General features: G+C 77.1%; 8 protein-coding genes and 1 other RNA gene. 2 read left to right on the forward strand and 7 right to left on the reverse strand.

Features of this window, described 5'->3' with window-relative positions; all coding sequences use genetic code 11:
* The 7 genes from ftsL to ET526_RS09825 all read right to left on the reverse strand — a co-directional run.
* A partial coding sequence (gene ftsL / locus ET526_RS21250) for a cell division protein FtsL (RefSeq protein ID WP_456305112.1) occupies positions 1-418 on the reverse strand: 418 nt, incomplete at its 3' end.
* A complete protein-coding gene (gene rsmH, locus ET526_RS09800) occupies positions 415-1,386 on the reverse strand; it encodes a 16S rRNA (cytosine(1402)-N(4))-methyltransferase RsmH (protein ID WP_135467516.1) in 972 nt (323 codons plus the stop codon). The genes ftsL and rsmH, both read right to left, overlap by 4 nt.
* The gene (locus ET526_RS09805; protein ID WP_135467517.1) at positions 1,383-1,751 is read right to left on the reverse strand and encodes a division/cell wall cluster transcriptional repressor MraZ; all 369 of its coding nucleotides are present in this window, start codon (positions 1,749-1,751) and stop codon (positions 1,383-1,385) included. The genes rsmH and ET526_RS09805 overlap by 4 nt, the downstream gene beginning before the upstream one ends.
* Before the next feature lie 458 nt (positions 1,752-2,209).
* Positions 2,210-2,624: RNase P RNA component class A (gene rnpB / locus ET526_RS09810), an RNA gene on the reverse strand.
* 34 nt (positions 2,625-2,658) lie between these two features.
* Positions 2,659-3,363 carry an N-acetylmuramoyl-L-alanine amidase gene (locus ET526_RS09815; RefSeq protein ID WP_192898677.1) on the reverse strand — a complete coding sequence of 235 codons (705 nt, stop codon included), beginning with the start codon at positions 3,361-3,363 and terminating at the stop codon, positions 2,659-2,661.
* A gap of 184 nt (positions 3,364-3,547) precedes the next feature.
* Positions 3,548-4,303: a TerB family tellurite resistance protein gene (locus ET526_RS09820; RefSeq protein ID WP_135467518.1), complete on the reverse strand. Its 756-nt coding sequence runs from the start codon at positions 4,301-4,303 to the stop codon at positions 3,548-3,550.
* A 67-nt stretch (positions 4,304-4,370) separates the two neighbouring features.
* The gene (locus ET526_RS09825) at positions 4,371-5,972 is read right to left on the reverse strand and encodes a sensor histidine kinase (protein WP_135467519.1); all 1,602 of its coding nucleotides are present in this window, start codon (positions 5,970-5,972) and stop codon (positions 4,371-4,373) included.
* A 173-nt stretch (positions 5,973-6,145) separates the two neighbouring features.
* Between ET526_RS09825 and ET526_RS09830 the strand changes: the two genes are divergently transcribed.
* Both ET526_RS09830 and ET526_RS09835 read left to right on the forward strand, forming a co-directional pair.
* Complete coding sequence (locus ET526_RS09830) at positions 6,146-9,775, forward strand: hydantoinase B/oxoprolinase family protein (protein WP_135467520.1); 3,630 nt, start codon at positions 6,146-6,148, stop codon at positions 9,773-9,775.
* Between the two features lie 22 nt (positions 9,776-9,797).
* The gene (locus tag ET526_RS09835; protein WP_135467521.1) at positions 9,798-12,650 is read left to right on the forward strand and encodes an AsmA family protein; all 2,853 of its coding nucleotides are present in this window, start codon (positions 9,798-9,800) and stop codon (positions 12,648-12,650) included.
* The last annotated feature ends 38 nt before the right edge of the window (positions 12,651-12,688 follow it).

Raw genomic sequence — 12,688 nt, forward strand, 5'->3', positions numbered from 1 at the left:
TGGCCGGCTTCGGCGCCGCCGCGGCGGCGAGCTGCACCGGCGCCTCGCGCGGCAGCAGCGCCAGCACGCCGCCTTCCGGCTCGGGCGGGGCCTCGCGCGCCGCGAACAGGGCCGGCGGCCCCTCATAGGCCACCACCGCCGGCAGGCGGCGCTCGAGGTCGGCGAGGCGCAGGAACTGCGCGGGCTGCATCGGCTCGAGCTGCAGGTGGCGCTGCGCCGCCTGGCGCAGCCGCTCCGGCTCGTTCAGCCAGGCCCACTCCGCCTGCAGGGCGAGGCTGCGCTCGTTCGCCTCCTCGATGGCGCGGACGATGCCGCGCAGCTCGCGGTCGAGCAGCGCGACCTCGTGCTTGGTCTGATAGACGTGCAGCCCGGCGCCCATCGCGGCGACCATGGTGACGAGGGTGAGCGGACGGATCATGCGGCCTCCCGGCGGGGCAGGCGTTCGAGGGCGCGCAGCCTCGCGGAGCGGGCGCGCGGGTTGGCTTCGGTCTCGGCCGCGCTGGGGCGGAGCGCCCGCGGCGTGAGCAGGCGGAAGGCGGGGCCGGCGCCCTCCGGGCGGCGCAGCGCCGCCGGATCGTGGCGCGAGGCGCCGGCGCCGCGGCCCGCCGCCTCCTGCATGAAGCGCTTCACGATCCGGTCCTCGAGCGAGTGGAAGGAGACGACGACGAGCCGCCCGCCCGGGGCGAGCAGCGCGGCGGCGGCGGCGAGGCCGCGGCGCAGCTCGCCGAGCTCGTCGTTCACCGCGATGCGCAGCGCCTGGAAGCTGCGCGTGGCGCGGTCGATGCCGGAGGGGTCGCGGGGCGCCGCGGCGCGGATGATCTCGGCGAGGCGGGCGGTGGTCGCGATCGGCGTCTCGCGCCGGGCGGCGACGATGGCGCGGGCGATGCGCCGCGCGTGGCGCTCCTCGCCGAACTCGAAGAGCAGCTCCGCGAGCTCCGATTCGGGCAGGGTGTTGACGAGGTCCGCGGCCGAGCGGCCGGCCCTCTCCATGCGCATGTCGAGCGGCCCCTCGGCGCGGAAGGAGAAGCCGCGCGCCGCGTCGTCGAGCTGGAAGGAGGAGACGCCGAGGTCGAGCACCACGCCGTCGAGCGTCATCTCCGGCCCGCCGCCGGGGCCGGCGAGGCCCCGCGCGGCGAGGAGGGAGAGCATGTCGCCGAAGCGGCCCGCGATCAGGTGCAGCCGGCCCGGATGGCGCGCGGCGAGGGCGGCGCCGCGGGCGATCGCCTCCGGGTCGCGGTCGATGGCGTAGAGGGTGCAGCGGGCGGCGCCGAGGATCGCCTCGGCATAGCCGCCGCCGCCGAAGGTGCCGTCGAGATAGGTGGCGCCGTCGCGGGGGGCGAGGGTGGAGAGCACCTCCCGCAGCATCACCGGGCGATGGCCGCTCATGCCGCGTCCTCCGCCTCGTCGGCCTCCTGGGCCTCGCGCCAGCGGGCGGCGTTCCAGATCTGGAAGAACTTGATGCGGCCGGAATAGACGATCTCGCCGTCCAGCCCCGCCTTCTCGATCAGCTCGCGCGGCAGCACCACGCGGCCCTCGGCGTCGGGCTGGAGCGGATGCACGTTGGCGACCAGTCGGCGCACCTGCTTCTCGTAGTCCGGGGCGAAGGGATCCAGGCTGGCGACGCGGCGCTGCACCTCCTCCTCGAAGGCCTGCTTGGGCCAGAGGTCGATGCAGGGCGAGTGGCTGGACTTGCGCGCCATGAGCTCGTTCGAGTCGAAGCGGGCAAGCACGGCGCGGAACACGGCGGGCACGGAGATACGTGCCTTCTTCGTATCGAACGTCCCGGGCACCGTGCTGGCGAAAATCGACCCGCCCCCCTCCGCGCCGACGGCCAGGGGCTGCCGCAGACTGTCGCCGCGCGCTCCGACGCCGCCGGCAACCCCCCTGGGCTGCGACCGGCGGGGCCCCCCGACCCCGCCGGCTCGCCCGACCACCCGCTTCGGACCACTCGCCCCCCCGAGCTTTCCGGTCCGTCACGGGTGAGCCTGGGATAGCACGGGAGGTTCCGGGATTTCAAGCCACTCCTGCTCGTTCCGCTCCACAAAAAAACCGGTACAAACCCGTGAGACCGCAGGCGCTTAGCCAAGAATTCCGCCGGCCGTACAGAATCCGGGGCGGCCAAGATGGTATTTCCGCCACATACCCCTTTTGTTCTTTCCGCGGGCCGAAGCATCCGGTGGACAGAACTGTGGACAGTCTGTGGACAGTATGCGCCAGGCGGCCTGTAAGCCGGGTTCTGTCCATCCCGTGAATCACGGGGATGGGACGGCCATTCCTCTGCGGCCCGCCTCGCGGCGAGGCTCTCGCGGCCAACCCGGGCGGCGGGGCGGGAACGCCCCCGCGGCCATCCCCCTCGCGGAGAACGCCGCCGGCCACCCCTATTCGGCCTTGCTCCCGGTGGGGTTTGCCCTGCCGCCCCCGTTGCCGGGGGCGCGGTGCGCTCTTGCCGCACCCTTTCACCCTTGCCGCGGGGCCGGTCGCCCGGCGCCGCGGCGGTCTGCTCTCTGTGGCACTTTCCCTGGGGTCGCCCCCGCCGGCCGTTGGCCGGCACCGTGTTCCCGTGGAGCCCGGACTTTCCTCCAGCCCCGGATCGCTCCGGGACCAGCGGCCGTCCGGCCGCCTGGCGCGCCCCTGAGATCGGCCCGCGGCGGCGCCGCGTCAACGCCCCCCGGCGCAGAGCGCCGCCACCGCCGCGAGCCGCGCCAGCGTGCCGGCATCGGCCCGCCCGTCCACCCGCTCCGGCCGCCAGTGGCGCTGGAAGGCGGTGAGCAGCACCGGCACGGGCAGGTCGGTGCGGTAGCCGATGGCGCCGAGCAGCGGCAGCGCCGCGCCCTCCTCGGCCGGCGCCGCGTCCCCGCCCGGCACGCCCGCGGGCCACAGCCCGACGCCGTTCGCCGCCAGCCCCTCCCAGTCGAACAGCTCGCCCGGATCCTGCTTGCGGTCCGGCGCGATGTCGCTGTGCGCCACCACGTCGCGCGGCGCGATCGGGTGGCGGGCCAGGATCTCGAGGCAGAGGTCGCACAGCGCCGCCATCTGCAGCGCCGGGAAGGGGCGGTAGCCCCATTCGTGGCCGGGATTGACCACCTCGATGCCGATGGAGCGGCCGTTCAGCGCCTCCCGCCCGCGCCAGTGCGAGACCCCGGCGTGCCAGGCGCGCCGCGCCTCCGGCACCAGCCGCCAGACGCGGCCGTCCTCCTCCACCACGTAGTGGGCGGAGACGCGCGAATCGGGGTCGCGCAGCCGCGCGATCGCCTCCTTCGCCGTGCGCATGCCGGTGTAGTGCAGCACCAGCGTGTCCACCTGCGCGCCCTCGGGGCGCGGATCGTGGTTCGGGCTCGGCAGGTCGCGGATGCGCAGGCTCATCGGCGGGAGGGCCGGCCCGTGGCGCGCGGCCGGCGCGATTCCCGCCGCCCGGCCTGCCGGGCGGTTGCGTGGCGGGCCTGGGACCGCGGCGGATGCCCCACAGCCCGCGCTCGCGCTTGATGCGGTCCCCGCCGCCCGGCCTGCCGGGCGGTTGCGTGGCGGGCCTGGGACCGCGGCGGATGCCTCACAGCCCGCGCTCGCGCTTGATGCGGTCCCAGGCGGCGTTGATCTCGGCCACCTTGGCAGTGGCACGGCGGACGAACTCCTGCGGCACGCCGCGCGCGGCCAGGCTGTCCGGGTGGTTCTCGCGCATCAGCCGCCGCCAGGCGAGGCGCACCGCCTCGTCGCTCGCCCCGCGCTCCACGCCGAGCACGGCGTAGGGGTCCGGCCCCTCGGGCACCGGCGCGGCATGCGCGGTGCGGCCGTCCCGCGCCCGTTCCCAGGCCCGCGCGTCGAGGCCGAAGCCCACCTGCACGCGCTGCAGGAAGGCGACCTCCGCCCGGGTCAGCGGGCCGTCGGCGCGGGCGATCTGGAACAGCGCCGCCAGCACGTCCTCGAGCATGCCCTTGTTGTCGGCGAAGGCCTCGCCGAGGCGGTCGGCGAAGCCCTCATAGCCCTCGGGCGTCTCGCGGGCGCTGTCGAACAGCCGCGCCACCTCGCGCAGGTTCTCGGGCGGGATGCGGAAGTGGCGCTTGAAGGCGTCGATCTCCTCCCGCCGCACCGGGCCGTCGCATTTCGCCAGCTTGGCCGAGAGCACCACGACGCCGATGGAGAAGAGCTGCTCCTTCGAGCCGAGCAGGGCGGCGAGGCTGGCCGCGCCCGGCGGCAGGCCGCGCCCGGCGTCGGCGGCGTGGCCGAGCGCCGCCCCCACCACGGCGCCGAGCGGCCCCCCGGTGAAGAACCCCGCCACCCCACCGATGATCTTGCCCCAGACTCCCACGCCACCCTCGCGCCGCCCGGCGATGGATTACCACCGCCCCGGCCGCGGCGGGAGGGCCGCGGCGGTATCAGTCCGCGGCCGCCGCCCGGGGCGAGGCGAGCGGCACCGTCAGCTCGCACACCAGCCCCTCCGGCTTCCAGGCGAGCGAGACGGCGCCGCCAAGCTGGCGGCGCGCCGCGGCGTCGAGCAGGCGCGTGCCGAGGCCGCGCGCCGCCGGCGGCGCGGCGGGCGGCGGCCCGCCCTCCTCGGTCCAGCGCAGGCGCAGCGACCCGTCCTCGACCTGCCAGCACACCGAGACCCTGCCCTCCGGCGCCACGAGCGCGCCGTGCCGCGCCGCGTTGGTGGCGAGCTCGTGCACCGCCATGGCGAGCGGCGGCGCGGCGCCCGCGGGCAGCAGCAGGGGCGGCCCGTCGAGCCGCACCCGCCGCCCGGCGCCGAGGAAGGGCGCGAGCTCGCCCTCGAGCAGCGCCCGGAGGTCGGCGCCGCGCCAGCGATCCTCGGCGAGCAGGGTGTGCGCCCGCGCCAGCGCCCGGATCCGCCCCTCCACCGCGCGCACGAAGCCGGCCGGATCCCCGGCCGGGGTCAGCCGCAGCGTCGCCTGCACCACGGCGAGCAGGTTCCGCGCCCGGTGGTCCACCTCCCGCGCCAGCAGCGCCTGCCGCTCCTCCGCCTCCTTGCGCTCGGTGATGTCGATCACCGCGCCGGCATGGCCGAGATAGCTCCCGTCCGGGGCGAGGTGCGGCTCGGCGGCGTCGATCGCCCAGCGCCAGGCCCCGTCGGCGCGGCGCAGCCGGTAGTCGAGGCGGAAGCCCTCTTGCCGGGCATTGGCGGCCAGGAAGATGCGGCGCGCCTCCTCCCGGTCCTCCGGATGCACGGCGTCGAGCCAGCCGAAGCCGAGTCCCTCCGCCTCCCCCTGGCCGGTGAAGGCGTGCCAGCGGCGGTTGAGGAAGGTGCAGCGCCCGCCGGGATCGGTGACCCAGACCATCACCGGCAGCGCGTCGAGCAGCGCGCGCAGCCGCGCCTCCCCCTCGCGCAGCGCCTCGCGCGCGCGGTGCTCGCGCGTGACGTCGTTGCACAGCACCAGCACGCCGCCGATGCCGCCCGGCGCGGTGTCGTCGTCGATCGGGCTGTAGGAGTAGGTCCACCACACCTCCTCCCGCCGCCCGTGGCGGGTGATCGGCACCAGGTGGTTCTCGTGCCAGGTGGCGCCGCGGCCCGACATCACCTGCTCGATCTGCGGGCCGATGACCGGCCAGGTCTCCGCCCACACCTCGCGGCCCGGCCGGCCGAGCGCGCCGGGATGGCGCTCGGGGCCGATGGTGGCGGCGAAGGCGTCGTTGTAGAGGCAGATGAGCTCGGGGCCCCAGAAGACGAACACCGGGTGGCGCGTGCCGAGCGCCAGGCGGATGGTGGTGCGCAGGCTCTGCGGCCAGGCCCCGGGCGGGCCGAGCGGGGTGGCCGCCCAGTCATGCGCGCGCATCAGCGCACCCATCTCGCCCCCGCCTTCGAGGAAGGCGGCCGAGGCGGCCTCCCGCCGGCGCTCCTCCCGCTCGAGCAGCAGCAGCGCCGCCCGCAGCGCCTCCGCCGCGCTGCCGTGGCGGCCGGAGGCGAGCCGGGCGTCGAGAAGCGCCGCGAGCTCGGGCGTGAGCGGCAGGCTGGGGCAGACCATGCTACACCGAACGCGAAGCCACCCGACCCGTCAATTGTCGCCCCGCATCAAGCCACGGTGTCCGCCGCGGCTGCGCGGGCTTGCGCCGCGGCGCGGCTGGCGCCATCACGCCGGCGCGGCAGGGCGGGCCGCTCCGCGCGATCCCGCGCGGCCTCCCGCCCGAAGGGGCGGCGATGGGCGCGGGCTGGCAATTCTGGATCGATCGCGGCGGGACCTTCACCGACATCGTGGCGCGCGACCCCTCCGGCCGCCTGACCGCCCGCAAGCTGCTCTCCGAGAATCCCGGCCGCTACCGCGACGCCGCCGTGGCCGGCATCCGCGCCTGCCTCGGCCTCGCCCCGGACGCGCCGATCCCGCCCGGCCTGATCGAGGCGGTGAAGATGGGCACCACGGTCGCCACCAACGCCCTGCTCGAGCGCAAGGGGGAGCGGGTGCTGCTGCTGGTCAACCGCGGCTTCGCCGACCTGCTGCGCATCGGCAACCAGGCGCGGCCGCGCCTCTTCGACCTCGACATCCGCCTGCCCGAGCTGCTGCACGAGCGGGTGGCGGAGATCGGCGGGCGCATCGCCGCCGACGGGACGGAGATCGAGCCGCTGGACGAGGCGGCCGCCCGCGTCGCGCTGCGCGAGGCGCACGCCGCCGGCATCCGCGCCGTCGCGGTGGCGCTGATGCACGCCTGGGCGCATCCGGCGCACGAGCTGCGCCTCGGCGCCATCGCGCGGGAGGAGGGGTTCGCGCAGGTCTCGCTCAGCCACCGGGCCTCGGCCCTGCCGCGCATCGTGCCGCGCGGCGACACCACGGTGGTGGACGCCTACCTCTCCCCCATCCTGCGCCGCTACGTGGAGCAGGTGGCGGGCGAGCTCGGGGAAGGCACGCGGCTCTACTTCATGCAGTCCTCGGGGGGGCTCGCCGAAGCCGGCAGCTTCCAGGGCAAGGACGCCATCCTCTCCGGCCCCGCGGGCGGCATCGTCGGCGCGGCGCGCACCGCGGCGATGGCAGGGCTCGACCGCGTCATCGGCTTCGACATGGGCGGCACCTCCACCGACGTCGCCCTCTACGCCGGGGAGTTCGAGCGCGCCTTCGAGACGCAGGTGGCGAGCGTGCGCATGCGCGCGCCGATGATGGCGATCAACACCGTGGCGGCGGGCGGCGGCTCCGTCCTGCACTTCGACGGCGCGCGCTTCCGCGTCGGGCCGGACTCCGCGGGCGCGGTGCCGGGGCCGGCCTGCTACCGCCGCGGCGGGCCGCTCACCGTGACGGACGCCAACGTGATGGTGGGCAAGATCCAGCCCCGCCACTTCCCGCCGATCTTCGGCCCCGGCGCCGACCAGCCGCTCGACGAGGCGGTGGTGCGGGAGAGGTTCGCCGCGCTGGCGCGCGAGATCGCCGCCGCCACCGGCCGGCCCGAACAGGATCCGCGCGCGGTGGCCGAGGGCTTCCTGCGCGTCGCCGTCGCCAACATGGCGAACGCGATCAAGCAGGTCTCGATCCAGAAGGGCCACGACGTCACCCGCTACGCGCTGCAGTGCTTCGGCGGCGCGGGCGGGCAGCATGCCTGCCTGGTCGCCGACGCGCTCGGCATGGAGACGGTGTTCATCCACCCCTTCGCCGGCGTGCTCTCGGCCTACGGGATGGGCCTCGCCGACCAGACGGTGATCCGCGAGGGCGCGGTGGAGGCGCCGCTCTCCCCCGAGGGCATGGACGGCCTCGCCGCCCAGCTCGACGCGCTGGAGGCGGCGGGGCGGGAGGAGCTGGCCCGCCAGGGCGCCGACCCCGCGCGCATCGCCTGCGCGCGGCGCCTGCACCTCCGCTACGCCGGCACCGACAGCTTCCTGCCCGTGCCCTTCGGCCCGCACGAGGCGGTGCTCGCCGCCTTCACCGCGGCGCATCGCCGCCGCTTCGGCTTCGCCACGCCCGAGCGCGAGGTGGTGGTCGAGGCGGCGGTGGCCGAGGTCACCGCCGCCGGCGAACGGGTGGAGGAGGCGGCGCTGCCGCCCCGCCCCGCGGGCGAGGCGCCGCCCGTGCTCGACACCATCACCCTCTGGACCGCCGGCGCCGAGCACCGCGCGCCGGTGTTCGACCGCGAGGCGCTGCGCGCCGGGGACCGGCTGGAGGGCCCCGCCCTGATCCGCGAGGCCAACGCCACCACCGTGGTCGAGCCCGGCTGGGCCGCCGAGGTGACGCCGCGCAACCACCTCATCCTGCGCCGCGCGCAACCGCGCGCCGCCGCCGCGCCCGGCGCCGCGGCGCGCGCCGCCGGTGCCGGCCGCCCCGACCCGGTGATGCTTGAGCTGTTCAACAGCCTCTTCATGTCCGTCGCCGAGCAGGCCGGGGCGGTGCTGCAGAACACCAGCCTCTCGGTGAACATCAAGGAGCGGCTGGACTTCTCCTGCGCCGTCTTCGACGCGGAGGGGCGGCTGGTCGCCAACGCCCCGCACGTGCCGGTGCACCTCGGCGCCATGGGCGAGAGCGTGCGCACGGTGATCCGCCTGCGCGGGAAGACGCTGCGGCCGGGCGACGTGGTGGCGCTGAACAACCCCTACAACGGCGGCACCCACCTGCCGGACGTCACCGTCATCACCCCGGTCTTCGACGAGGCCGGGCGGGAGATCCTGTTCTTCGCGGGCTCGCGCGGCCACCACGCCGACATCGGCGGCCTCACCCCCGGCTCCACGCCCCCCCTCTCCGCGACGCTGGAGGAGGAGGGGGTGGTGATCGACAATTTCCTCCTCGTCGAGGGCGGGCGGTTCCGCGAGGCGGAGTTCCGCGCCCTGCTCGCCGCGGCGCGCTACCCCGCCCGCGCGCCGGATGTGAACGTCGCCGACGTCAAGGCGCAGGTGGCGGCCAACGAGAAGGCGGCGCAGGAGCTGCGCCGGGCGGTGGCGGAGTTCGGCCTGCCCACCGTGCGCGCCTACATGCGCCACGTGATGGACAACGCCGAGGAGAGCGTCCGCCGGGTGATCGACCGCCTCTCGGACGGCGCCTTCCGCACCGCGCTCGACGACGGCACGCCGCTTGCGGTCGCGGTGCGGGTGGACCGCGCCGGGCGCCGCGCGGTGATCGACTTCACCGGCACCGGGCCGGAGCGGCCGGGCAATTTCAACGCCCCGCCGGCGGTCTGCCGCGCCGTGGTGCTCTACTGCTTCCGCGCCCTGGTGGGGGAGGACATCCCGCTCAACGACGGCTGCCTCGTCCCGCTCGAGATCGTGGTGCCGCCCGGCACCTTCCTCTCGCCGACGCCGGGGCGGGCGGTGGTGGCCGGCAACACCGAGGTCAGCCAGGTGACCTGCAACGCGCTGCTCGCCGCGCTCGGCGCCTGCGCCTCCGCCCAGGCGACGATGAACAACCTGCTGTTCGGGGACGAGACCTACCAGTATTACGAGACGATCTGCGGCGGCACCGGCGCCGGCCCGGGCTTCGACGGCACCGGGCCCGTGCAGACGCACATGACCAACACCCGCATGACCGACCCCGAGATCCTGGAGCTGCGCTACCCCGTGCGGCTGGAGGAGTTCTCGGTCCGCCGCGGCTCCGGCGGCGCCGGGCGCTGGCGCGGAGGCGACGGGGCGCGCCGGCGCCTCCGCTTCCTGCGCCCGATGCAGGCGGTGGTGGTGGCCTCGCGCCGCACCGTCGCCCCGCACGGGCTGATGGGCGGGGCGGACGGCGCGCCGGGGCGGCAGTGGGTGGAGCGGTCCGACGGGCGGATCGAGCCGATCCCCGGCAACACCGGCGGCGCCGATCTCCGCCCGGGCGACGCGCTGGTGGTCGAGACCCCCGGCGGCGGGGGGTGGGGCGCGCCGTGAGCCGCCGCCCCGGCGGCCCCTGATGCGCCGCCTCGCCGCGCTCGGCCTCGCCCTGCTCGCCCTGGCCCTGGCGGCGATCTGGGCGGTGCCGCGGCTGCTCGACTGGGAGCATTACCGCGCCGAGCTCGCCTACATCGCCGGCCACCAGCTTGGCCGCACCGTGACGCTCGACGGGCCGATCACCCTGGCGCTGCTGCCGCAGCCGCGGGTGGAGGCGGCGGCGGTCTCGATCCTGCCGGAGGGGGACGGCCTCACCTTCACCGCCGAGACGCTGGAGGTGCGCCTCGACCTCGGCGCGCTGCTCGCCGGCCGGCTGGAGCCGCGCGAGCTGGTGATCGTCAAGGCCGACATCCGCCTGCCCTGGCCGCCGGCCGAGCTGCCGAGCTTCCGCCCGCCCGCCTGGCTCACCACCCTCGACGCGCGGCTCGAGGACTCCCGCCTCGTCGTCGGCGGGCTGCGGATCGAGGGGCTGGATGCGCGCCTCGTCACCGGCGGGGTGACGGAGGCGCTGGTGGCGGAGGGCAGCTTCGCCTGGCGCGGCCAGGCGGTGCGCTTCACCGCCCAGCTCGGCCGCGCCGGCTTCGACGGCATCGCGCCCCTCGACCTCAGCCTGGCGGCGGGGGGGGCGGTGCTCTCCGCCCATGGCACGCTGCAGCCGGGAGGGGGGTTCGAGGGGCGGCTCGAGGCGGCGGGCAGCGACCTCTCCGCCCTGCTGCCCGCCCCGGCCCTGCCCTTCCGCGCCACCGGCCGGCTCTCCGCCGCGGCCGACCTGATCGCGGCGACCGGGCTCGGCCTCGACCTCGGCGGGCAGCCGGCGCGCGGGGCGGCGGCGCTGCGCCTCACCCCCGCGCCGCGGCTCGAGATCGCCCTCGCCGCCGGGCGGCTCGACCTCGACGCCTGGGTGGCGGCGGCGCGCGGCGCGCGGCCGCGGCCGATCCCGGTCGGGATCGACCTCTCGGCCGAGGCCACGGCCTTCGCCGGCATGCCGCTGCGCCGGCTGCGCGGCGCCTTCTTCCTGGAGGGGGAGCGGCTCACCTTCTCCGACGTCACCGCCCTGCTGCCGGGGGAGACGGAGGTGGCGCTCGACGGCGCCACCGCCGGGCAGCGGATCGAGCTCGCGCTGCGCTTCGAGACGCCGAACGCGCGCGAGGTGCTGGCCGCCCTCGGGGTGCCGGTGGCGGCCACCGACCCGGCCCGGCTGCGCCGCGCCGAGGGGCGGTTCCGCCTGGCGCTGCAGGAGGGGCAGGCCACCATTTCCGACCTCGCGGCGGTGCTGGACGGGGCGCGGGTGAGCGGCGCGGGGGTGGTGCGGCAGGGCGCGCGCCCGGCGATCGGGCTCGGCCTCACCTTCAACCGGCTCGACCTCGACGGGCTGCTGCCGCCGCCCGCCGCCTGGTCCGGCCCGCCGCCGGGATGGGCGGGCCTCGACCTCAACCTGCGCCTCGCCGCCGAGGAGGTCGCCTGGGGCGGGGTGGGGGCGCGGCGGGCCTCGCTCGACGCCACGCTGGAGGCCGGGCGGCTGACGCTGCGCCGCCTCGCCTTCCGCCTCGCCGAGCTCGACATCGCCGCCGCCGGCACGGCGGCGCCGGGGGCGGGGCCGACGCGGCTCTCCGAACTCAGCCTGGAGGTGACGGGCAGCGCCGGCGCCGCCACCCGCGCCCTGCTGCCCGCCGCCTGGGCGGGGCTGCTGCCGGCGGAGGAGGGGGTGCCGGTGGCGCTGCGGCTCTCGGGCGGCGGCGTGCCGGAGGCGCTGGGGCTGAAGGCGGAGGCCGATCTCGGCGACCTGCGGCTGGAAGCGCAGGGCACGCTGGACGGGCCGGGCCGCCGGGGCAGCGGCACGCTGACGCTGCGCCACCCCGGCGCGCCGCGCCTGCTCGCGCCGCTGCTCGGGCCGGGGGTGGAGGAGTGGCTCGGCCAGGGCTCCTTCTCGGTGATCGCAAGCCTCGCCGGCACGCCGCAGGCGGTGGCGGCGGAGCATCTCGACCTGGTGGCGGGGGTGCTGCGCGCGCGGGGGCAGCTTGCCCTTGCCCTCGGGGCGGCACGGCCGCGCCTGACCGGGCGCCTCGCCGCCGAGCGGCTGCCGCTGCCCGGCGCCGGCCTCTCCGCCGGGGAGCCGCTCGGGTTCGGCCGCCTCGGCCGCCTCGACGCCGAGCTGGCGCTGGAGGCGGAGCGGCTGGAGATCCCCGGCGCCCCGGCCCTGGAGCAGGCGGCGGCGACGCTTGGCCTGGCCGAGGGGCGGCTGGGCGTGGAGGGGTTCCGCGCCAGGCTCGCCGGCGGCACGCTGCAGGGGGCGCTCCTGGTCGAGGCCGGGGCCGAGGTGCCGCGCCTCGCGCTGGAGGCGGAGCTGGCCGGGGCCACGGTGGCGGGGCCCGTGCTCGGCCTGCCGCTCGATCTCGGCGCGGGCCGCGTGGGGGGGACGGCGCGGCTGCGGGCGGAGGGGCACAGCCTCGCCGCGCTGGCGGCCACCGTCTCGGGCGAGGTGACGCTCCTCGCCGAGGACGGGGTGCTCATCGGCTACGACCTGCCGGCGATCCTCGCGGCGGCGGCCGAGCCCGCGCTCGACGCCGCCGAGGCGGGGCTGCGCCGGGCGCTGGCGGAGGGCGGCGCCACCGCCTTCGAGCGGCTGGAGGTCGCCGCCCGGCTCGACGGCGGCCGGGCGATGCTGGACACGGCGCGGCTCGCCACCGAGGGGGGCGCGGAAGCCGTGGCGAGCGGGGAGGCGGATCTCGGCCGCGCCGCGCTCGACCTTGCCCTCGCCACCGCGCCGGTGGCCGGGGCGCCACCGGTGGTGCTGCGCCTCGCCGGCCCCGCCGCGGCGCCGCGGCGCCTGCCGGAGGCCGCCGCCTTCCTGCGCTGGCGGGCGCAGCGGGGATGAGAAAGGGGGCCTGACGGCGCCGCGCCGCCGTGGGAGAA

It is taken from the genome of Crenalkalicoccus roseus, from assembly GCF_004761865.1.
GTDB lineage: Bacteria > Pseudomonadota > Alphaproteobacteria > Acetobacterales > Acetobacteraceae > Crenalkalicoccus > Crenalkalicoccus roseus.